We start from the raw sequence: 21,287 nt of genomic DNA, 5'->3' as shown, positions 1-21,287 counted from the left end.
GAGCGCCGGGTCCGTTCGGTCCGGGCAGTCCGGGCCGGCCTGAGCCAGTTACGGAGAACTCGCCATGTCCCGTCGTATCGCCCTGTCCGTGGTCGCCGGTGCCGTCGTGCTCGCGGGAGCCGGGGCCTTCGCCCTCGCCTACGCCGGCGACCAGGACCCCGCGCCCGCCCTGGCGCACAGCGCCGTCCACTACACCGCTCCCGACGGCGGCCGGGACGGCTCGCTCTCCTTCACCACCGAGGTCAGCGCGCCCTCCGGGGTGAAGAGCCTGAAGGTGCTGGCCTGGCCCGAGAAGTCCGCGTTCGCGAAGAAGCAGCTGACCGCCGAGGAGATGGCCGCGGTGGAGTCGGCGACCTGCACGCCGGCCGGCGGCCGCACCGTCCGGTGCGTCTACAAGGCTCCGGTGTCCGCCGCCGACGCCGCGTCCTCCGCGCACGGCGCCTGGCACATCGCGGTGTTCGCCACGGCGAAGGACGGGCACACCGCTTTCGACACCAGGGCCGCGGACTTCACCCTCGCCTGAGCCGGTGCCGGTGCCCGTGCCGGTCACCCGAGGTGGGTGGCGAGCGCCTGCTCGATGTCCGGCGCCCGGGCGTCCTCGGCCGCCCAGGCCACGTAGCCGTCGGGGCGCACCAGCAGGGTCGTACGACGGTCGCTCGCCCAGCGGGCCGCGGTCAGACGGTCCGCGCGGTCCGCGCGGTCCGCACCCGGGTCGTAGCAGCCCGGGGTGACCAGCACGAACCGGCCGCCGCGCAGGGCCTCGTAGAGCCGGCCGCCGCCGGCCAGCGCGAGGTCGGGGACGCGGGCGCCGGTGAGGCGGTGGGCGCCCCTGGGGGCGGGGTACCGGTAGCCGATGCCGGTGACCTGGCCGACCGCCTTGCGGCGGGCCGGGCCGAGGTGGTTGAGGGCGGTGGCGAGCGCGGCCCGCACGGGCAGCTGCCAGCCCTTGGCCATCGCGAGGCGGACGATCGCGCCGCTGCTGCGCAGCACGGTCCGGCCGACGGGGTGACGTTCGCTCTGGTAGGTGTCGAGCAGGTCGGGGGCGGCGTGGCCGTGCAGCACGGCGGCGAGCTTCCAGCTCAGGTTGGCCGCGTCCTGGAGACCCGTGTTCATGCCCTGGCCGCCGGCCGGGGTGTGCACGTGCGCCGCGTCGCCGGCCAGGAAGACCCGGCCGACCCGGTAGCTGGGCGCCTGGCGCTCGTCGCTGTGGAAGCGGGACATCCAGCGGGCGTCGTGCATCCCGTAGTCCCGGCCCAGGGCGATCCGGGTGATCTCCTTGATCTCGTCGAGGTCCACCGGCTCGTGGTCGGGGACGTCGCGGCCGCGGTGCCAGCAGATCACCCGGTAGTAGCCGTCGCCGAACGGCGCGAGGAACGCGAACGCGTCGCCGACCGCGGCGGCCGTCAGCAGCGTCTCGGGCCGCTCGGCGAGCAGCACGTCGGCGAGGACCACGGACCGGATCGCCGACCTGCCCGGGAACGGCAGCCCGACCGCCTCCCGCACCACGCTGCGCATGCCGTCGGTGCCGACGACGTACGCGGCACGCAGGTCCTCCCCGCCCCTGACGCGGACCGTCACGCCGTCCGCGTCCTGGGTCAGGCCGGTCACCTCGCAGTCGTGGCGGAAGTCGACACCCGCCTCGGCGGCCCGGCGCTCCAGCACCTTCTCCACCTCGTACTGCGGGAGGACGAGGACGTGGTTGAAGCGGGAGGGGAGGGGGCCGAGGTCCAGGGTGAGCCCGTCGAAGAGGTTCATCCGGGTGATGGGCCGGCCGACGGCCTCCAGGTCGTCGGCGAGGTCCCGCGCGTCGAGCTGCTCCAGGGCGCGGGCGTGCAGGACGAAGGCACGGGAGAGGTTGCTGATCTTGTGGGGGCGCTTTTCGAGGAGGGTGACCGGGACGCCGGCGGCGGCGAGGTCACCGGCGAGGAGCAGGCCGGTCGGGCCGGAGCCCACGACGATCACACGGGGGGTGGGGTCGGGGGTGCCGGGGGTGCCAGTCGTGCCGTTCATGGGGGCCTCCTGGGTGCCTGGGCTCGGTTGCCAACATCTGTTGGCCCGCCGGTGTTGACCAACAGATGTTGACCAACAGGGGTTGGCCAACACCCGCGGGCCAACGACCGTTGACCAACGCTTGTTGACCAGACTAGGACGGGCCGATTCGGCGGTCAACACTTGTTGACCCACACTTGTTGACCCACACTTGTTGACCCACACTTGTTGGCCTACGCTTGTTGGCCTACGCTTGTTGGCATGACCGGCACCCCCAGTAGAGGCAGAGAGTCCGGGAACGGCCCGGCGGCGCGCCGCTCCGACGCCAGCCGCTCCGCCATCCTGGCCGCCGCCCGCGAACGCTTCGCCGCCGACGGCTACGAGCGGGCCACCATCCGCGCCATCGCCAAGGACGCCCGTATCGACCCCTCGATGGTCATGCGCTACTTCGGCAGCAAGGACGGCCTCTTCGCGGCCGCCGTCACGCTGGACCTGCGCATGCCCGACGTGTCCCAGGTACCGCACACCGAGGTGGGGCGGGCGCTGACGGGCCACTTCCTGGACATCTGGGAGGCGAACGAGGAGCTCACGGCGGTGCTGCGGGTCGCCGTCACCAACAACGCGGGGGCCGAGCGCCTCCAGGGCATCTTCCGGGAGCAGGTGGTGCCGGTGGCGCAGCGGGTGTGCCCGGACCCCGAGCAGGTGGCGACCCGGGCGGGGCTGTGCGCGGCGCAGCTGCTCGGGCTCGCGCTGACCCGTTACGTGGTGCGGCTGCCCCCGGTCGTGGCGCTGGCCCGGGAGGAGATCGTGGCGTGGCTCGGGCCGACCGTGCAGCGGTACCTGACCGTGCCCAGCCCCTGAGCGACACACCGAGGGCGCCGGTCGGCTCCCGTACGTGCGGTACGTACGGAGGCCGACCGGCGCCCTCGGTGGAGTAGGGAGCCCAGGTCCTACGCCTTGGCCTTCGGCTTGGTGACGCGGACCTTGGACTTGTCCAGCACCATCACGAGGCCGGCGATGACCGCGAACAGCACGAGCGGGGTCAGGACGTAGAGACCCAGCGTCTGGATGACGCTCAGGCCCTTGCCGGGGTCGTCACCGTCGTCACGCGTGAGCGCGAGGGCGGGCGACGACATGAGCAGCATCATCAGCGTCGTACCGGCAGCCAGGGCGCCGGCGCGCAGGGCGTTCTTCTTGTCCACGAAGCCAAAGTTAGCTGGCCCATCCGGGTGGCGCGCGTCCGGGGTACCCGTAAGCCGCCCTCGCCCGGCGCCCGGGAAGATCTCCGGAAAAGGGTGACGCGAACTGTCACCTTTGGCGGGCACCGTGGTGCCATGGACCAGGACAGCAGCACCCAGGGCATCAGCACACCGGACACCGCGCAGGACACCGGCACACAGGACACGGGCACGCAGGACACGGGGGCCACCGGCCGGGAAGGCCCGCTCGCCGGCCGGATCGCGCTCGTCGCCGGGGCCACCCGTGGCGCCGGACGCGCCCTCGCCGTCGAACTCGGCCGGGCCGGCGCCACCGTCCACGTCACGGGCCGCACCACCCGCGGCCACGCAAGCGAGGTCGGCCGGACCACGGAGACCATCGAGGAGACCGCGGAGCTGGTCACCGCGGCCGGCGGCACCGGCATCGCGGTCCCCACCGACCACCTGGACCCGGACCAGGTCCGGGCCCTCGTCGAGCGGATCGGCCGCGAACAGGGGCCGCTCGACATCCTCGTCAACGACCTCTGGGGCGGCGAGCACCTGCTCGTCGGCTCCGTCTTCGGCAAGAAGAGCTGGCAGACACCGCTCGCCGACGGCCTGCGCATCCTGGACCTCGGGGTCCGCTCACACGTGATCACCGCGGCGCTCGCCCTCCCGCTGCTGGTCCGCTCGGACGCACCGCTGCACGTGGAGGTCACCGACGGCACGGCGGTCACCAACCGCCGCTACCGCGAGAACCTCTACTACGACCTCGCGAAGAACGCCCCGATCCGCATCGCCTTCGGGCTGGGCCAGGAGCTGGCGGAGTACGGCGGCACGGCGGTCGCGGTCACGCCGGGCTTCCTGCGCTCGGAGCAGATGCTCGCCCATTTCGGCGTGACCGAGGAGAACTGGCGTGACGCCGTCGCCCGGGATCCGCACTTCGCCGTCGCCGAGTCGCCGTACTACCTCGCCCGCGCGGTCGCCGCGCTCGCCGCCGACCCGGACCGGGCCGCCCGCTGGAACGGCAGGTCCACCTCCAGTGGGGAGCTCGCCAGGACCTACGGGGTACGGGACGTGGACGGCAGCCGGCCGGACGCCCTGGCGTACTTCGAGGACGTCGTGTTCGGCGGTAAGCCCGGCTCACCGGACGACTACCGCTGATCCACGGCCGCCCCGCCGCCGGCCTGACCCCGCCCCTGCGGCACCGCGTCGTACAGCGCGGCCAGGGCCCGCGCGTGCTCGCGGAAGCGGGCGCGCAGGCCCGCGGGGGCCAGCACCTCCACGTCCGCGCCGAGTTCGGTCAGCTGGCCGAAGGCGACGTCCTCCGACTCCACGGGCAGGTCGAGCGTGACCCGCCCGGCGGCGTCCGGCGCGGTCATGGACGCGGAGGCCAGCGCGGCGGCCACGCCGGCCGGGTCCGCCACGGCGGGCAGCCGGCGCAGGCCGGTCCCGGTCAGCCGCACGGTGACGGTCGTGCGCAGCAGCGCCCGGGCGAACCCGGCCGCGTGCGCCTGCCAGTGCGCGGCCAGGTCGAAGGAGGGATCGCGGACGAAGGGTTCGCCGTCGCCGGGAGCAGGGGCGAGCGCCGTGACGCGGTCGACGCGGTACGTCCGCCAGGCGCCGTCCCGGCCCGCCGTCCGCTCGTCCGGGACACGCCCCACGACGTACCAGACCCCCGCTTTCAGGACGAGCCCGTACGGCTCCAGCAGGCGGGTCACCGTGCGGGGCGGTGCGCCGTCCCGGCCCGGCCGCGCGTAGGCCAGCTCGACGGTGCGGTCGGACCACACGGCGCGGGCCAGCTCCGGGAGCAGCCGGGGCGCCGACGGCTCGCGGAACCAGGCCGGGGCGTCCAGATGGAAGCGGCGTACCGACGACTCGGCCGCCGCGCGCAGCGAGGGGAGCAGGGTGGCCGACAGCTTCAGCCGGGCGGTGTCCGCCGCGTCCGACAGGCCCAGGTCGCGCAGGGCCGTGGGCAGGCCGGAGAGGTAGAGCGTCTCGGCCTCGGTGGGATGCAGTGTGGTGAGCCGGGTGCGGTGGCCGGGCGCCAGGTGGTAGCCGCCCGCTCGGCCGCGCTCGGACCGGACGGGGACGCCCGCCTCCTGGAGGGCCTGGACGTCGCGGATCACGGTGCGTCTGGAGACGTCCAGTTCGCGGGCGAGGGCGTCGGCGGTCAGTCCGGGGCTCGACTGGACGAGGAGCGCCATGCGGATCAGGCGGGCGGCACGCATGCCTCAAGGATCGTGGACCGGCGCGCCGAACGGCCCCCGGTCCCGGGCCCCAAGCCCCCGGGCCCCGGCCCAGTCGCCTGACGCCGAGGGCTGGGGGCCGGGTCGTCGTCACGCCGTGGACGGGCCGTCCGTGTGCAGGGTCCGGAAGAGCGCCCGGACCCGTTCCGAGGCCGTCAGCTCCTCCAGGGTCACCGGGCGGCCCTTGGTGTCGGCGACGGGGAGCCGCCAGTTCGGGTACTGGTCCCAGGTGCCGGGGAGGTTCTGGGGGCGGCGGTCACCGACGGTGTCCGGGAGCCAGACGCCGATCATGCGGGCCGGGGTGCGGAGCAGGAAGCGGTGGACGGCGCGGATCTCGGCCTCCTCGTCGCCGGACTCGGACGCGGCGAGCAGGCCGAGGCGGGTCAGCAGGGCCAGCCACTCCGCGGTGTCGGCCGCCGCTTCGGCGCGTTCCTCCGCGAGCGGGCGGGTGAGCAGGCCGAGCCGGTCGCGGAGTTCGACGTGCTCGCCGGTGAGGCGGGCGGCGGTGGGCGGCAGGTCGTGGGTGGTGGCGGTGGCGAGGCAGTCGGCGCGCCAGCCTTCCGGGGGCAGCGGGCGGCCGTCGCCGTCCCAGTCCCGTTCGAACCAGAGCACGGAGGTGCCGAGCACGCCGTGCCGCTGGAGCGTCTCGCGCACCCCCGGCTCCACCGTGCCCAGGTCCTCCCCGATCACCACCGCTCCGGCGCGGGTCGCCTCCAGGGCCAGCAGGGCGAGCATGGCCTCGGCGTCGTAGCGGACGTACGTGCCCTCCGTCGGCGGCCGCCCCTCGGGCACCCACCAGAGCCGGAACAGGCCCATCACGTGGTCGATGCGCAGGGCGCCCGCGTAGCGGAAGAGGGCGCGCAGGAGTTCGCGGAAGGGGGCGTGGCCGGAGGCGGCGAGGCGGTCGGGGCGCCAGGGCGGCAGGCCCCAGTCCTGGCCGCGGGCGTTGAAGGCGTCGGGCGGGGCGCCGACGGACATCCCGGCGGCGAAGTGGTCCTGCTGGGCCCAGGCGTCGGCGCCCGCGGGGTGCACGCCGACGGCGAGGTCGTGCACGATCCCGACCGGCATCCCGGCCTCGCGGGCGGCGCGCTGGGCGGCGGTGAGCTGGGTGACGGTGAGCCAGGCGAGGCGGGCGTGGAAGCCGACGCGGTCGGCCAGCTCGGCGCGGGCGCGGGCGGTCTCCGGCGAGCGGGGGTCGCGCAGGGCCCCGGGCCAGCGGTGCCAGTCGGAGCCGTGCCGCTCGGCGAGCGCGTACCAGGTGGCGTGGTCCTCCAGTGCCTGCCCCTCCGCGGTGCGGAAGGCGTCGTAGGCGGCCTGCCGGCCGGGCGTGAGGGGCGCGGCGGCCGCCGTCTCCAGCGCCTCCCGCTTGAGCTCCCACACGGCGTCCCGGTCGATGAGGGCGCCCTGGTCGAGGACGGCGGAGCGCAGGTGTCCGGCCCGGTCCGCGACGGAGGGGTCCGCGGCGTACTCGGGGACGGCCTCCGGCCGCAGGTGCACCGGGTCGGGGAACCGGCGGGAGGAGGGCCGGTAGGGCGACGGGTCGGTCGGGGCTCCGGGTACGGCCGCGTGCAGGGGGTTGACCTGCACGAACCCCGCCCCGGCCGTACGTCCGGCCCAGTCGGCCAGCTCGGTGAGGTCGCCGAGGTCGCCCATGCCCCAGGAGCGGCGGGACAGCAGCGAGTACAGCTGGACGAGGATGCCGTAGGAGCGGCCGGCGGGGGTGGGCAGCCGGTCGGGGGCGACGATCAGGTGGGCGCGGGCGGTACGGCCGTCGGGCGCGGTGGCGGTCAGCAGATGGGCCCCGGGCGGCAGGCCCCGCACGTCGTCCCGGCTCTCCCCGTCCTCCGTCCGCACCTCGAGCCGGGTGCCTGCGGGCAGGCCGAGGTCGACCTCGCCGGTGCCCGCCCAGTGGACGACCGTCGGCGGCAGCAGCCGCCCGGCGAGCTCCCGCTCCCGGTCGGCGAGGGCGGCGCGGACGGCCTCCGGGCCGCTCGCGTCGACGCCCAGGGCGCCCAGTACGGCGATCACGGCACCGGCGGAGGCGGCGACCGTGCGGTCCGGGGCCGGGCTGTAGGAGGTGGCGACGCCGTGCAGCTCCGCGAGCCGGCACAGCCCCGGGTCCAGGGCTTCGTTCATCTACAACCCCGGCTCGCTGGTCAGCGGCACCGCGTCGGCCAGCGGCGGTTCGCTGGTGAGGGGCTCGGCGACGGTCAGCGGCGGCTCACTGGTCAGCGGGGCCTCGGCGCACGCGCTCTCGGCGCTGAACACGCACAGGTCGGGCTCCTCCTCGGTCCGCACCGGGGGTTTGAACTGGGCCAGGATCGGATGATGAACCGTTGCGGCCACGGCGGCCTCCTCGTCTGACGTCGGGTACGGCGGCGAATGCCGGGTCAGAGGAGCCCTACCCCGTCGTCGCGAGGGCACGCGTGACGGCCGGAGAGGGTCCGTGAACCGACCGCGTCCGGGTGATCGATAGAGACGGTGTGAGACTGTTCCGCCCCATGGGGGGCCACCGGGAGAACGACGCCGCGGCCGGGGACGCGGCGCTGCTGCGCTCGGTCGCGGCGGGGGACGCCTCGGCACTGGCCGTCCTCTACGACCGGCACGCGGGCTGGTTGCACGCCCGGCTGACCCGGCGCTGCGCCGACCCCGAGGTGGTGCGGGAGGTGCTCCAGGACACCTTCGTCACGGTGTGGCGGTCGGCGGCCGGGCACCGCGGGCAGGAGGCCGGCGGCTGGCTGTGGACGATCGCGGGCCGCCGCCTGGTGGACGCCCGCCGGGCCCAGGAGCGCGCGGCGCGCACGGAGAACCTTCCCGCCCCGCCCGCCGTGGCGCCCTCGGCGGAGGACCGCGTCCTCACCGCCCTGGAGTACGGCGACGTCGGCACCGCCCTGGACCGCATCTCCCCCGAACTCCGCGAGGTGCTCCGGGCCACGGTCGTGGACGGCCTCACCACCCGCGAGACCGCCCGCCTGCTCGGCATACCGGAGGGCACGGTCAAGTCCCGCGCCGTCCGCGCGAGGGCCGAACTCCGCGCGGCCCTGGCGCAGCTGAACCCCGCACCGACGGGAGGCCCGGCATGACGACCCCCTGGCACGCCTGTGCGGACCTGACCGCGCGCTACGCCGACGGCTCCCTCCCGGACGCGGACGCGTGGTCCCTGGAGAAGCACCTGGAGACCTGCACCGACTGCGCGACCCGGGTGTCGGCGGCGGTACGGGCGACAGCAGCGGGAGTGGATCTGCTGGAGATCCGGGACTTGGTACTGACGGCCACCACAACGCGCCCCGAAGGGGCGCGGGGCCCTGACATGTGCGGCTCCGCCGCGTGGGCGCGAGCAACCCCCACCGGCCCGCAGCGGCCCCCCCGCCTCCACCCCACCCTCTGGTCCCTCGGCCCCGCCCTGAGAGGCACCTGGCTCCTCGCCCTCCTCTCCGTGACCCTCGGCGCCCTCCTCCTCGACCACGGCGCGGGCTACGCACCCACCCGCACCCTCCTGCTCACCATCGCCCCGGTCATCCCCCTGATCGGCGTCGCCCTCTCCTACGGCCCGCACGCCGACCCCCTGCACGAGATCACCGCGGCCACCCCCTCCGGCGGCCTCCGCCTCGCCCTCACCCGCACCGCCGCCGTCCTCGGCGTCAGCCTCCCCGCCCTCACCCTCACCGGTGCCGCCCTGCCCGCCTCGGGCGCACCCGGCGCCGCCGCCTGGCTGCTGCCGGGCCTGGCCCTGACGCTCGGCGCCCTGACGCTCGCGTCCTACGTCGGCTGCCGCACGGCGACCACGGCGGTCGCCGCCGGCTGGCTCACCGCCGTCCTCGTCCCGGCCCTCGCCGCCCACGGCGGACCCCTCACCGCACGGCTGGCCGACCGGCTGGCCACCTGCTTCGACGGCACCCAGCCCGGCTGGGCCGCCGCCGGCGCCGTCTGCGCCGCTCTCCTGGCGGCCCGCCGACGCGCCTACGATCACCTGGAGAACCGTTGAGCATACGAGTGACCGGGCTGCGCGTCCGGCACCGCAGGACCGTCGCCCTGGACTCGGTCGACCTGGCACTCGGCACGGGTGTGCACGGGCTGCTGGGCCCGAACGGCGCCGGGAAGACCTCGCTGATCAGGGTGCTGGCGACGGTCGCCAGGCCGGCCGCCGGCCGGGTGGAGCTGCTCGGCCTGGACCTCGCCGAGCACCGCGCGCTCGGCGAGGTCCGCGGCCGGCTGGGCTACCTGCCGCAGGAGTTCGGCTACTACCCCGGGTTCACCGTGCGGGAGTTCGTGTCGTACGTGGCCTGGCTGAAGGAGCTGCCCGCCGCCCGTGTCCCCGCCGCCGTCGAACGGGCGGTGGCCCGGGTGGGACTCGCCGACCGCGCCGACGCGAAGATCCGGACGCTCTCGGGGGGCATGGTCCGCCGGGTCGGCATCGCGCAGGCGGTCGTCAACGAGCCCGAGATCCTGCTGCTCGACGAGCCGACCGCGGGACTGGACCCGGAACAGCGGGTGGAGTTCCGGGAGTTGCTGCGCGGGCTGGGTGCCTCGGCGACCGTGGTCGTCTCCACCCACCTGGTGGAGGACGTGGCGGCGGCCTGCACCGAGGTCACCCTCCTGGACGCGGGCCGGGTCGCCTACCGGGGGACCCCGGACGCGCTCACCGCTCTCGGCGAGGTGTCCGTCGGCCCCGGCGACCATCCGATCGAGCGCGGCTATACGGCGGCCCTGCGCGCCCACCGTGCACCGGGGGTGCCGCGATGACCGCCGTAGGGCTCCTGGCCCCCGCCCTGCGGACCGAGGCCCGCCGGGGTTTCGCCCCCTGGGCCGGGCTCACCGTGCTGCTGACGCTGGGCGTGCTGCTGGCCGCGTCGGCCGACCGGTGGCAGGGCGGCTGGGCGGAGACCGCCGCCGAACTGCACAACGCCGTGCTGATCACGCTTCCGGCGGCCGCGGCGGCGGGCTGCTGGCAGGGCGGCCGGGAGCGGCGGCGCGGTACCGAGGAGTTGTGGGGGACGGTCGTCCGGCCGCCGTTGTCCCGGTTCCTGGTGTCCGCGCTGCCGGTGGCGCTGTGGGTGGCCGCGGGGTACGCGGTCGCGGCGGGGCTGGCGCTGCTCGCGACCTGGCCGTACGCCCAGGGGGCGCTGGGGGACGGCCCGCGGCTGGCGCTGGTTCCGGCCGACGCCTTCGTGTCGGGGGCCGCGGCGGCGGCCGGCCAGGTGGCGGGGCGGCTGGTGCCCGCACGGCTCACGGCGCCGCTGCTGGCGATGGCCGGGTACGTGGGCCTCGGCCTGACGGCGACGGCGCGCGACGGGGCCTGGCGGTTTCTGAACCCCGCCTTCTCGATCCTGGACACGTGGGTGCCGGTGTGGTGGCAGCCGGCCGCGATGGCGGTCTGGGCCGGGGGCCTGGCCGGTGCGGCCGTGCTGGGGTACGCGGCCCGGCGCCGCTGGACGGGCCTGCTGCCGCTGGCCGCCGCGGCCGCCGCGGGCGCGCTGCTCGCGCAGACCGCGGACGGACTCTGGCACGACGACCCGCTGGGCCGCCGGCAGGTGTGCGACACGTCCGTCACCCCGGCGGTGTGCGTGAACGCCCGGTTCGCGGACGCGCTGCCGCAGGTCGGCGCGGCGCTGGCGGGGGTCACGGGCAAGCTTGCGGGCGTGCGGAACCTGCCGGTGCGCTGGGAGGACCGGGACGGGGAGCCGGGCCGCGACGAGGCGTCACTGCCCTCGCTGACGCCGCTCGGCTGGTCGTTCGTGCGGGGGCGGCTGACCGATCCCGGGGAGTTCGCGTGGGAGGCGGTGGCGGCGCTGGAGCAGCGCGGCGACTGTCCGGACGACCGGGTCGGCGTGGCGGACGACGCCGTCGAGAACTACCTCGCGCCCTCCCCGTCCCAGCGGTCCTTCGACGACCGCGACGCCGGGTCCGACGCGCGGCACCGCGCCGAGCTCGCCACGCGCCGCGCCGCCCGGGCCCACCTGCTGGCGATGGGCGAGCAGGAGCGCCGGGCCTGGCTCTCGGCGTACTTCGCGGCGCGCGCCGACTGCTACCCGAGCGGGGTGCCGACGCTGTGACGACCTCCGCGTTCGTTCTGTACGCCCGCTCCCGCGCCGTCCCCGCCACGCTTGCCGCACTCGCCGGGACGGCCGCCTTCGCGGTCTGGGCGGCGGCCCGCCTCGACAGCTACCTGGACCCCGAGCGCCGGGTGCCGGTGGTCGCGCTGGCCCCGCTGCTGGCGGCCGCGGTGATCGGGGTGAGCCTGTCCTCGCCCTCGGCGGAGCTGGACCGGACGGCCGTACGCCCGTGGTGGCCGCGGCGGCTGGCGCAGCTGGCCGGGCTCACCGCGCTCGCGGCCGTGCTGCTGCCGGTGGCGGTGCTGGGGCATCCGGAGGTCTTCGGGCCACCGGCCATGATCCGTAACACGCTGGGCTGTACGGGGGCCACGGCGGCCGCGGCCGTGCTGCTCGGGGCCCGGCTGAGCTGGCTGCCGGCGTTCGGTTACGTCAGTGCCGTGTACCTGGGTTCGGCGGGGGCGCGTGGAAGCGCGGCGACGCTGTGGGCGTGGCCGATGCAACCAGGGGCGCAACCGGGCGCCTGGGCGGTTGCGCTGGGGGCGTTCGCGGTGGGCGGCGCGCTGTTCGTCGTACGGGGCGCGCGTGCCGAAGGGCCCCGTGGCTGAACGGGCAGCCACGGGGTGTGCGAAGGCCCGGATCGTCAGGCGGAGATGCCGTCGATCCGGGCCAGGGCGTCGTCCGCGCCGTACGGCTGCAAGTAGGGCAGCCAGCGCGGGTCCCTATGGCCGGTCCCGATGATGCGCCAGGCCAGGCCGGTGGGCGGGGCTGGTTTGTGCCGCAGCCGCCAGCCGATCTCGAAGAGGTGACGGTCGGCCTTGACGTGGTTGCAGCGGCGGCAGGACGCCACCACGTTGTCCCAGACGTGCTGACCCCCGCGGCTGCGCGGGATGACGTGGTCGACGCTGGTTGCGACGCCACCGCAGTACATGCACCGGCCCCCGTCGCGCGCGAAGAGCGCCCTCCGGGTGAGAGGAACGGGCCCCCGGTAGGGAACCCGTACGAATCGCTTGAGCCGGACCACGCTGGGTGCGGGGACTGTGACGGTTGCGCTGTGCATATAGGCGCCCGATTCCTCCAAGGCGACAGCCTTGTTCTCCAGGACGAGGACGAGCGCGCGGCGGAGCGGTACGACGCCGAGCGGCTCGTACGACGCGTTGAGGACCAGGACATGCGGCACGGGGGCCTCCTTGGGCGTCGGCGGCGCGTGGCTTGCGCCGGGACGATCTGTGGCCAGTCTCCCCTCCTGCCAGGTGGACGCGCCACCATCTCCCGGTAACGGGCTGGGAGTGTTTTCGACCACACCGCATTCATCCCCCGCCCGCACCCTGTTTCAAGCGGGCCTGTTCAAGCGGTGGTGAGAAGCAGGCGTGAGCGCGGTCTCTCCTTCGCGTATCGGCAGGGCCCACACACGATGCCCCGTTAGTGTGGTGTTCCTGTCCGTCCGGTGACCTTTCCGTGACCTTGAACGCCGTACCCGACCCTGATCGCCGTACCGGAGGGCAGTACCGCACCGCCTGGAGGTACCCGCCGTGTCCTTGCCCGCCGTCCTACTGGCCGCCGGTTCGTCGCCGTCGCCGAGCCCCTCGGGTTCGTCGACCCCGGCGGTGCCCACGCTCCAGGACGCCCAGGAGAGCGCCACCAACGCCGCGAGCTGGGTCGAGCAGAACTGGTCGACCTGGCTGGCGACAGGGCTGAAGGTGCTGCTGATCCTGGTGATCGCGGTGGTGCTCAGAAGGGTCGTGCTGCGGGCGATCACCAAGCTCATCGACCGGATGAACCGGACCGTCGAGTCCGCCGAGGGCACGACGCTCGGGGGGCTGCTGGTCAACGCCGAGCGACGGCGGCAGCGCTCCCAGGCGATCGGGTCCGTGCTGCGGTCGGTGGCGAGTTTCGTGATCCTGGGCACGGCGGCGCTGACCGTGCTGTCGGCCTTCCAGATCAACCTCGCGCCGCTGCTGGCCTCCGCCGGTGTCGCCGGTGTCGCGATCGGTTTCGGCGCCCGGAACCTGGTCACCGACTTCCTGTCCGGCGTGTTCATGATCCTGGAGGACCAGTACGGCGTCGGCGACACCATCGACTCGGGGGTGGCCTCCGGCGAGGTGGTCGAGGTCGGCCTGCGCGTGACCAAGCTGCGCGGGGCGAGCGGTGAGATCTGGTACGTCCGCAACGGCGAGATCAAGCGCATCGGCAACCTCTCGCAGGGCTGGGCGACGGCGGGCGTCGACGTCACCGTGCGGGCCAGCGAGGACCTGGACAAGGTCCGCGCCACCCTGGACGAGGTCGCCGAGAAGATGTCCAAGGAAGAGCCCTGGAACGAGGTCCTGTGGAGCCCCATCGAGGTGCTCGGCCTGGACTCCGTGCTCATCGACTCGATGGTGGTCCGCGTCTCCGCGAAGACCATGCCGGGCAAGGCGCTGACCGTGGAGCGCGAGCTGCGCTGGCGGATCAAGCGGGCGTTCGACGCGGCGCACATCCGCATCGTGGGCGGCGAGACGGCCGTACTCCTGGACGAGGAGACCCCCGACCGCACGGCCGCGGTGGCGGCGCCGTCGGTGTTCGCCGACTCGGACTCGCCGCAGGTGGCGGCGGCGACGCCGATCGCTCCGCCGCGGTCGGCGACGGGCGGACGGTAGCGGAACGGTTCAGCACGCTCGTTCGAGTGAACGGTGGGGCATTCCGGCGTCGGGCGCGCGGGGGTGCCCCATCGTTCTGCCGGGGCGCCCAGTGCGGGCTTAGCCTGGCATCAGTGCGAGGAGGACCAGGGATGAGCGCCGAACCGATCATGGAGAAGGTCATGACGGAGCAGGACCCCATCGATCTGTTGATCGCGATCGAGGAGGCGTCGGTAGCGCCGATTCGACCCGAGTACGTCGAGGGGATGGCCATCGTGCCGCCGACACCGAACGACAATCACAACCACGGCGCATTCGAGCTGGGCTTCCAGTTCCGCGCCGCCGGTGTCCGACTCGTGGGCATGGGCAACGGCTACCGTGCCTGCCATAAGGACGGCAAGACCATGGCGTTGTTCATCCCTGACTTCTACGTCCGCCGCCGCCAGGCGACCGAACTCGACGAGTCGTACCGCAAAGCACACAAAGGCTGGTATCCGGCCGACATGATCACCCTGGTCGGGGAGGTCACCTCGACCAACCACGAGACCGACACCGGCCCCAAGTTCCGCACCTACGCCGCCGTCGGCATCCCGATCTACGTCCTGATCGACCGCCACGCCAAGATCGCCCACTGCTACACCCACCCCGTCCTCCCCGGCGACGACCCCACCGAGGCGTACTACAGGACCGACGAGAAGGTGAGCCTCGGCGACCCGCTCCCCCTCCCGGCCCCCTACCCCAGGCTGGACACGGCTCCCTTCCTCAGCGACTGAGCGGCCCTCGGCTCAACGGCCTTCCACCGTGCGCACTATCTCGCAGAGCGCCGTGAACGCGGCCCCCCGGAAGAGGCCGTGCTCCAGGTTTCCGGAGGTGCGGACCTCCACATGGGCCTCGCCCGCGACGGTGTCGTAGGCGACCTCACCCTGTACCGACGCCCGGGTGCGGTACGGGTGCCAGCGGAAGCGGAGCGGGTTGCCGGCGGTGAGGTCCGAGGCGCGCCTGGCCGCCTCCAGCCGGGCGCGGACGCGGTCGAACGGGATACCCGTGACCGTGTGGGTCTGGGTGCCGTCCAGCAGCCTCCCGGTGGCCTCGACCCCCAGTTCGCGCGCGCGGCGCACCAGGGAACGGGTCCGCCAGGCCGCCCACAGCGGGCAGGTCAGTGCCACGACCGCCGGGAGCGCGGTCGCCTCGCGCAGCGCCGGCCAGGTGAGGCCGTCGTCGATGACGGCGATGACGTACATCCCCAGCACCAAGGGCACGAAGTCGACGAAGCCGCGCCGCAGCAGCCGGGCGAACAGCCGTCTTCGGTGGGCCACGCGCGTCCCCGTTCTTCTGGTTCTCCTGGCCGGTAGCCGGACCACAAGCAGGAAACGGTGAGAGGGGCCGTCTCCACCAGAGCGGACGAAGATCGTGACGCAGCCGTGATCACGAATCGGCCGGTGGCCGGATTCAGACGGTCTTCACAGGCCCCCCGCATTCTCCCCGTCTCCGTGATGATCTATGGTCGCCCCACTACGGGCCCTTGCTCGGGAGCGCGACGTCGCCCCGGGGGCCCGCCTCGAATGTGGGGAAACATGAGAAAGCTCGCCATAGGCACCGCCCTGTCCGGCGCCCTGGCCCTGGCCGGCATCGCGGCCCCCGCCGCCTCCGCTGCCACGCCGAACCTGGTCTTCTCCGACGTGACCGTGAACAAGGGCAAGGCGATCGTCGTCGGCACCGGCAAGACGGTGAGCGTGCCGGTGACGTACACCATGACCCGGCCCGCCGACCTGGTCATCGACAACGAGAAGACGTTCGCCGCGGTGATCCTCTACCGCGGCACGCTGAGGGCGCTCGACAACGAGCTGGACCCGGGCACCATGCCCGCCTGCACGACGACCGCCACCACGGACACCACGGTCACCGAGAGCTGCTCCGAGACCATCCAGGTCGAGCCGGGCCTGGACCTGTTCGAGGCCGCGGACGCCACCACCTGGAAGGCCGGGGGCCTGTACGCCCACGCCGACGGCACCGCCTCGGACGACTTCCTCAGCGCCGAGTCCGACGTGGCCATCTGGGGCAACCTCGCCACCGCGAAGGTGCAGCGTGCGGCCAGGCTGACCGCCGACGCCTCGCCGGAGCCGGTGGCCAAGGGGAAGACGATCACCGTGCGGGGCAAGCTGACCCGGGCGGACTGGGACTCCACGTCGTACAAGGGCTACTCGGGGCAGAAGGCCGTCCTGCAGTTCCGCGCCGCGGGCAGCACCACGTACACGAACGTCAAGGGCATCACCTCCGGCACCGGCGGCGCCCTGACCACCACGGTGAAGGCGTCGAAGAGCGGCTACTACCGGTACGTCTTCGCGGGTACCGCGACCACCGCGGCGGCGAAGGCCACCGGGGACTACGTCAAGGTGAAGTGACGTTCCTGCTCAGCAGCCGTCCACACACCGCAGGGCCCGTCCGGATCTTCCGGGCGGGCCCTTCGCATGCCCCTTCGCATGCCCCTTCGCGCGCCTCCCGTGCGTCTCTTGTGCACCCTTCGCATGCCCAAGCCCAGGTAACGACTGGGTTGCCGCCCCTGCGGGCTATTGACGGCCCCCTTCCGGCGGCCTACGTTTTCCAGCCAACAGGAAACTTTCCTAACAGTGATCAACGGATGGCCGGCCGGAGCCGGTCACCCGGCTGGACCGAAGGCCCAGGTCACTGGGAAACTGAGCGGCTGGAAAGGCAGGTGTCGACACCCATGGCAGGAACCGCCGGTACGCCGGGCACCCCGCGCGTCCTGCGCGCCATGAACGACCGCGCCGCACTGGACCTGCTGCTGGAGCACGGCCCGCTCTCGCGCACCCGGATCGGCAAGCTCACCGGCCTCTCCAAGCCGACCGCCTCCCAGCTGCTGGCCCGCCTGGAGGCGGCCGGGCTGGTGCTGGCGACCGGCACCAGCGAGGGCCGGCCGGGCCCCAACGCCCAGCTGTACTCGGTGAACCCCGGTGCGGCCCACGCCGCCGGCCTCGACGTCAACCCGGGCCGGATCCGGGCCGCCGTCGCCGACGTCACCGGCCGCACCGTCGGCGAGTACGAGCTGCCGACCCCCGGCCGGCGCTCCGCGCAGTCCGTCGTCCGGCAGGTCACCGACGCCCTCGACGGCGCCGTGAAGGCGGCCGGACTGGCCCGGGACGACGTCCACCGGGTCGTCATCGGCACGCCCGGCGCCTTCGACCCCAACACCGGCCGGCTGCGGTACGCCTCGCACCTGCCCGGCTGGCACTCCCCCGCGCTGCTCGACGACCTCGCCGCCGCGCTGCCGATGCCGGTCGAGTACGAGAACGACGTCAACCTCGCCGCCATCGCCGAGCAGCAGCTCGGCGCGGCCCGCGGCCACGGCGACTTCGTGCTGCTGTGGAGCCAGGAGGGCCTCGGCGCCGCCCTGGTCCTCGGCGGCCGGCTGCACCGCGGCTGGACCGGCGGTGCGGGCGAGGTCGGCTTCCTGCCGGTGCCGGGCACCCCGCTGGTCCGCCAGGTCACCAAGGCCAACAGCGGTGGCTACCAGGAACTCGCCGGTTCGCAGGCCGTGCCCCGGCTGGCGCGGGAGCTGGGCATCGAGGACCTGCCGGCCGGGCCGTACGACGAGGTGGCCGCCGAGCTCGTCGCGCGCGCCGCCGACCACGCCTCCGGGCCCTACCACCAGTTGCTGCGCACCTACGCGACCCGGCTCGCCACCGGTCTCGCCTCCCTCGTCTCCGTCCTCGACCCCGAACTCGTCGTCCTCAGCGGCACCGCCCTGACGGCCGGCGGCGAGGTGCTGCGCGCCCTCGTCCAGGCCGAACTGGAGGAGCTGGCGGCCGCCCGGCCACGGCTCGTCGTCGGCGACGTCCGTGAACACCCCGTGCTGCGTGGCGCGCTGGAGAGTGCGCTCGCCACCACCCGCGACGAGGTCTTCGACACCTCGCGCTGAGAACCCTCAGACCCCCGCACAGCCAGTCCTTCCCACGCTCACCGCCCGCCCCGGGAGATCTCGCCATGCCCATACCCTCTACTGCCCGAAAGACGGCTTTTGCCCTGACCGCGGCGGCCAGTTCGCTGGCCCTGCTCACCGCCTGTACCGGTCAGTCCTCCTCCGGAGCCGACGACGACGCCTCCGCGAACACCACCATCAACTTCTGGCACGCCTGGAGCGCCCCGAACGAGGTGAAGGCGGTCAACGCGCTGATCGCCGGCTTCGAGAAGGCGCACCCCAACATCCACGTCAACGTCGTCAGCAACATGACCGACGACAAGATCAACCAGGCGCTGCGCAGCGGCGGCGACAAGGCCCCGGACGTCATCTCGTCGTTCACCACCAACAACGTGGGCAAGTTCTGCTCCTCGGGCGCGCTGGTCGACCTGAACCCGTTCTTCAAGAAGTCCGGCATCGACCCGGAGACGACGTTCCCGAAGGCGATGAACGAGTACACCCAGTACGACGGCAACCGCTGCACGGCGCCGCTGCTCGGGGACGCGTACGGCCTCTACTACAACAAGACGGCGTTCCAGAAGGCCGGCATCACCAGCCCGCCGAAGACGTGGACCGAGTTCAAGGCGGACGCCAAGAAGCTGACGATCAACCAGGGCGACAGCTACAAGCAGCTCGGTTTCATGCCGGACTACCACGGCTGGGAGACCACGACCGAGCACTACGCGGCGCAGTTCTCGCCGACGTACTTCACCTCCGACGGCAAGTCGGACATCGCCAAGGACCCCGCCTTCACCGAGGCGTTCACGCTGCAGAAGGACCTGGTCGACGAACTCGGCGGATTCCAGAAGCTGGAGAAGTACCGGGCGACGCTCGGCGACGAGTGGGGCGACAAGCACCCCTTCCAGACCGGCCAGGTCGCCATGCAGCTCGACGGCGAGTGGCGGCTCGGCATGGCGCTCGCGACCAAGCCGAAGTTCGACATCGGCGTCGCCCCGCTGCCGGTCCCGGACGACCAGGTCGCCCAGTACGGCAAGGGCTACATCACCGGCACCATCGCCGGTATCGCCGCGACCAGCAAGAAGCAGAACGCGGCCTGGGAGTTCGTCAAGTACATCACCACCGACACGGACGCGGTGGTGAACTTCTCCAACGCCATCCACAACGTGCCGTCCACGCTGGCCGCCCTGAAGTCGCCGAAGCTGAAGTACGACCCGCGCTTCAAGACCTTCCTGGACATCGCCGCGAACCCGAACTCGACGACGTCACCCGCCTCCATCAACGGCGGTGTGTACCTGGCGACGATCCAGAACTTCGGGTACGACTACGAGAGCGGCAAGGTCAAGGACCTCAAGTCCGGTCTGGAGGCCACGGCCAAGCAGATCGACACGGACATCGCGCAGGCCAAGTAGCGATGAGCACCATCACGTTGGCGTCGAAGCGCCGCCGGTCGGCGCTTCGCACGGTCGCTTTCATGTCGCCCTGGCTGATCGGGTTCGCGGTGTTCTTCGCGTACCCGCTGATCTCCACGGTCTACTTCTCCTTCATGCACTACGACGGCTTCAAGGCGCCGACGTGGACCGGCACGAAGAACTGGACGTACGTCTTCGAGCACTACCCGTACTTCTGGCCCGCGCTGCGCAACACCCTGTGGCTGGTGGTCGTGATGGTGTCGCTCCGGGTCGTCTTCGGGCTCGGCGTCGGCATGCTCATCACGAAGATCAAGACGGGTACGGGGGTCTTCCGCACCCTCTTCTACCTGCCCTACCTGGCCCCGCCGGTCGCGGCGACCATGGCGTTCGCGTTCCTGCTCAACCCCGGGACCGGGCCGGTCAACTCAATCCTGGAGAAGATCGGCATCCCGGCACCCGGCTGGTTCAACGACCCGACCTGGTCCAAGCCGGCCCTGACCCTGCTGGCCCTGTGGGGCGTCGGCGACCTGATGGTCATCTTCATGGCCGCGCTGCTCGACGTGCCGACGGAGCAGTACGAGGCGGCGGAACTGGACGGCGCGTCGGCCTGGCAGCGGTTCCGGTACGTCACGCTCCCGAACATCTCGCCGATCGTGATGTTCGCGGTCGTCACCGGTGTCATCCAGACGATGCAGTACTACACGCAGCCGCTCATCGCCGGAAAGGTCGCCTCGGGCGTGATCCAGGGCGCGGGCACCCAGTTCGAGCCCGGCTATCCCGAGAAGTCGACGCTCACGCTCCCCCAGCTCGTCTACAATCTCGGCTTCCAGCGCTTCGACTACGGCTCCGCGTGTGTCGTCGCCCTCGTGCTCTTCGTCCTGTCCATGGTGTTCACCGCGTTCCTGATGCGGCGCCGGGGCGGTCTCATCCAGGCAGGTGACTGACGATGACCCAAGTACTGGACCGGCCGGCGGAGCTGAAGGCCCCGGTGTCGGAAGCCGAACGCACCGCCCGCCGCAAGGCGTTGCTGAACTGGGTGGCGGTCCACTCCCTCGGCGTCGCCGCCGCCCTGTTCTTCACCCTCCCCTTCGTGTTCGTGTTCCTGACCTCGCTGATGAGCGACAGCCAGGCGCTGAGCCGGGACCTGATCCCGCACACCTGGGAGTGGGGCAACTACCGGAAGGTGTTCGACACCCCGGACTTCCTGACGTGGTGGAAGAACACCCTGATCTACGCGGGCCTGGGCACCGTCCTGACCGTCGTGTCCTCGCTCCCGGTGGCGTACGCGCTCGCCAAGTTCCGCTTCCGCGGCCGCAACCTGTCCTTGATGCTGGTGATCTCGATGATGATGCTGCCGCCGCAGGTCGTCATCATCCCGATGTACCTCTTCTGGGCGAAGCAGCTGGACCTCTCCGGCACCCTGTGGCCGCTGATCGTGCCGATGGCGTTCGGCGACGCGTTCTCCATCTTCCTGCTGCGCCAGTTCCTGATGACGATCCCCAACGAGTACCTGGACGCGGCGAAGGTGGACGGCTGTGGCGACCTTCGGACGCTGCTCAGGGTGGTGATCCCGATGGCCAAGCCGGGCATCGCCGCCGTCGCCCTCTTCCAGTTCTTCTACGCCTGGAACGACTACTTCGGCCCCCAGATCTACGCCTCGGAGAACCCGGGCGCCTGGACCCTCTCCTACGGCCTGGAGTCGTTCAAGGGCATGCACCACACCGACTGGAACCTGACCATGGCCGCGACCGTGCTGGTCATGGCCCCCGTGATCCTCGTCTTCTTCTTCGCCCAGAAGGCGTTCGTCGAGGGCGTCACGCTCACCGGAGTGAAGGGTTAACC

22 protein-coding genes are annotated in these 21,287 nt (G+C 72.9%); 15 read left to right on the top strand and 7 right to left on the bottom strand.

Annotated elements, in window-relative coordinates; translation table 11 throughout:
* Positions 1 to 64: 64 nt before the first annotated feature.
* Entirely contained in the window at positions 65 to 523 is a 459-nt protein-coding gene (locus JF597_RS11050) for a DUF5707 domain-containing protein (RefSeq protein WP_293992397.1), read from the top strand.
* Positions 524 to 546: 23 nt separating this feature from the next.
* Here JF597_RS11050 and JF597_RS11045 read toward each other — a convergent pair whose 3' ends face one another.
* Positions 547 to 2,010 carry an FAD-dependent monooxygenase gene (locus JF597_RS11045; protein ID WP_293992395.1) on the bottom strand — a complete coding sequence of 488 codons (1,464 nt, stop codon included), beginning with the start codon at positions 2,008 to 2,010 and terminating at the stop codon, positions 547 to 549.
* A 240-nt stretch (positions 2,011 to 2,250) separates the two neighbouring features.
* Between JF597_RS11045 and JF597_RS11040 the strand changes: the two genes are divergently transcribed.
* A complete protein-coding gene (locus tag JF597_RS11040; protein WP_293992392.1) occupies positions 2,251 to 2,850 on the top strand; it encodes a TetR family transcriptional regulator in 600 nt (199 codons plus the stop codon).
* 89 nt (positions 2,851 to 2,939) lie between these two features.
* On the opposite strand, the gene JF597_RS11035 is transcribed toward JF597_RS11040, so the two are convergent.
* Positions 2,940 to 3,191 carry a hypothetical protein gene (locus JF597_RS11035; protein ID WP_293992389.1) on the bottom strand — a complete coding sequence of 84 codons (252 nt, stop codon included), beginning with the start codon at positions 3,189 to 3,191 and terminating at the stop codon, positions 2,940 to 2,942.
* Positions 3,192 to 3,323: 132 nt separating this feature from the next.
* Here JF597_RS11035 and JF597_RS11030 point away from each other — a divergent pair, with 132 nt between their 5' ends.
* Complete coding sequence (locus JF597_RS11030; RefSeq protein WP_293992386.1) at positions 3,324 to 4,349, top strand: SDR family oxidoreductase; 1,026 nt, start codon at positions 3,324 to 3,326, stop codon at positions 4,347 to 4,349.
* On the opposite strand, the gene JF597_RS11025 is transcribed toward JF597_RS11030, so the two are convergent.
* From JF597_RS11025 to JF597_RS11015, 3 genes are all read right to left on the bottom strand, one after another.
* A complete protein-coding gene (locus tag JF597_RS11025) occupies positions 4,340 to 5,416 on the bottom strand; it encodes a WYL domain-containing protein (protein ID WP_293992383.1) in 1,077 nt (358 codons plus the stop codon). The genes JF597_RS11030 and JF597_RS11025 overlap by 10 nt on opposite strands.
* 108 nt (positions 5,417 to 5,524) lie before the next feature.
* Entirely contained in the window at positions 5,525 to 7,570 is a 2,046-nt protein-coding gene (gene malQ, locus JF597_RS11020; RefSeq protein WP_293992380.1) for a 4-alpha-glucanotransferase, read from the bottom strand.
* On the bottom strand, positions 7,571 to 7,756 hold the full coding sequence (locus tag JF597_RS11015) for a hypothetical protein (protein WP_293992561.1): 186 nt from the start codon (positions 7,754 to 7,756) through the stop codon (positions 7,571 to 7,573).
* A 179-nt stretch (positions 7,757 to 7,935) separates the two neighbouring features.
* On the opposite strand from JF597_RS11015, the gene JF597_RS11010 reads away from it, so the two are divergent.
* The 5 genes from JF597_RS11010 to JF597_RS10990 are packed head-to-tail and all read left to right on the top strand — an operon-like array spanning position 7,936 to position 12,092.
* Entirely contained in the window at positions 7,936 to 8,517 is a 582-nt protein-coding gene (locus tag JF597_RS11010; protein WP_293992378.1) for an RNA polymerase sigma factor, read from the top strand.
* Complete coding sequence (locus tag JF597_RS11005) at positions 8,514 to 9,419, top strand: zf-HC2 domain-containing protein (RefSeq protein WP_293992375.1); 906 nt, start codon at positions 8,514 to 8,516, stop codon at positions 9,417 to 9,419. Before JF597_RS11010 ends, JF597_RS11005 begins: the two co-directional genes overlap by 4 nt.
* 8 nt (positions 9,420 to 9,427) lie before the next feature.
* Positions 9,428 to 10,177 carry an ABC transporter ATP-binding protein gene (locus tag JF597_RS11000; RefSeq protein ID WP_293992558.1) on the top strand — a complete coding sequence of 250 codons (750 nt, stop codon included), beginning with the start codon at positions 9,428 to 9,430 and terminating at the stop codon, positions 10,175 to 10,177.
* Positions 10,174 to 11,487: a hypothetical protein gene (locus tag JF597_RS10995; protein ID WP_293992373.1), complete on the top strand. Its 1,314-nt coding sequence runs from the start codon at positions 10,174 to 10,176 to the stop codon at positions 11,485 to 11,487. Before JF597_RS11000 ends, JF597_RS10995 begins: the two co-directional genes overlap by 4 nt.
* Positions 11,484 to 12,092 carry a hypothetical protein gene (locus JF597_RS10990; RefSeq protein ID WP_293992371.1) on the top strand — a complete coding sequence of 203 codons (609 nt, stop codon included), beginning with the start codon at positions 11,484 to 11,486 and terminating at the stop codon, positions 12,090 to 12,092. The genes JF597_RS10995 and JF597_RS10990 overlap by 4 nt, the downstream gene beginning before the upstream one ends.
* A gap of 35 nt (positions 12,093 to 12,127) precedes the next feature.
* On the opposite strand, the gene JF597_RS10985 is transcribed toward JF597_RS10990, so the two are convergent.
* Entirely contained in the window at positions 12,128 to 12,664 is a 537-nt protein-coding gene (locus JF597_RS10985) for an HNH endonuclease (protein WP_181805740.1), read from the bottom strand.
* A gap of 352 nt (positions 12,665 to 13,016) precedes the next feature.
* Here JF597_RS10985 and JF597_RS10980 point away from each other — a divergent pair, with 352 nt between their 5' ends.
* Together JF597_RS10980 and JF597_RS10975 are read left to right on the top strand one after the other, a co-directional pair.
* Positions 13,017 to 14,120 (top strand): mechanosensitive ion channel family protein, encoded by a 1,104-nt coding sequence (locus JF597_RS10980; RefSeq protein ID WP_293992363.1) that lies wholly within the window; start codon positions 13,017 to 13,019, stop codon positions 14,118 to 14,120.
* Positions 14,121 to 14,251: 131 nt separating this feature from the next.
* Positions 14,252 to 14,872 carry a Uma2 family endonuclease gene (locus JF597_RS10975; RefSeq protein ID WP_293992361.1) on the top strand — a complete coding sequence of 207 codons (621 nt, stop codon included), beginning with the start codon at positions 14,252 to 14,254 and terminating at the stop codon, positions 14,870 to 14,872.
* Positions 14,873 to 14,884: 12 nt separating this feature from the next.
* Here the strand turns inward: JF597_RS10975 and JF597_RS10970 are convergent, their stop codons facing one another.
* On the bottom strand, positions 14,885 to 15,415 hold the full coding sequence (locus tag JF597_RS10970; RefSeq protein ID WP_293992359.1) for a hypothetical protein: 531 nt from the start codon (positions 15,413 to 15,415) through the stop codon (positions 14,885 to 14,887).
* A 258-nt stretch (positions 15,416 to 15,673) separates the two neighbouring features.
* Between JF597_RS10970 and JF597_RS10965 the strand changes: the two genes are divergently transcribed.
* From JF597_RS10965 to JF597_RS10945, 5 genes are all read left to right on the top strand, one after another.
* Positions 15,674 to 16,501, top strand: coding sequence for a hypothetical protein (locus tag JF597_RS10965; protein WP_293992356.1), 828 nt, complete (start codon positions 15,674 to 15,676; stop codon positions 16,499 to 16,501).
* 323 nt (positions 16,502 to 16,824) lie between these two features.
* The gene (locus JF597_RS10960) at positions 16,825 to 18,036 is read left to right on the top strand and encodes an ROK family transcriptional regulator (protein WP_293992354.1); all 1,212 of its coding nucleotides are present in this window, start codon (positions 16,825 to 16,827) and stop codon (positions 18,034 to 18,036) included.
* A 65-nt stretch (positions 18,037 to 18,101) separates the two neighbouring features.
* Positions 18,102 to 19,445, top strand: coding sequence for an ABC transporter substrate-binding protein (locus JF597_RS10955; RefSeq protein ID WP_293992351.1), 1,344 nt, complete (start codon positions 18,102 to 18,104; stop codon positions 19,443 to 19,445).
* Between the two features lie 2 nt (positions 19,446 to 19,447).
* On the top strand, positions 19,448 to 20,389 hold the full coding sequence (locus tag JF597_RS10950; protein ID WP_293992349.1) for a carbohydrate ABC transporter permease: 942 nt from the start codon (positions 19,448 to 19,450) through the stop codon (positions 20,387 to 20,389).
* Between the two features lie 2 nt (positions 20,390 to 20,391).
* Complete coding sequence (locus JF597_RS10945; protein ID WP_293992346.1) at positions 20,392 to 21,285, top strand: carbohydrate ABC transporter permease; 894 nt, start codon at positions 20,392 to 20,394, stop codon at positions 21,283 to 21,285.
* Positions 21,286 to 21,287: the final 2 nt, after the last annotated feature.

It is taken from the genome of Streptomyces sp. (genome assembly GCF_019510245.1).
GTDB lineage: Bacteria > Actinomycetota > Actinomycetes > Streptomycetales > Streptomycetaceae > Streptomyces.
The sequence above is the reverse complement of the archived record's forward strand: the minus strand, read 5'-3'. Positions and strand labels throughout refer to the sequence as shown.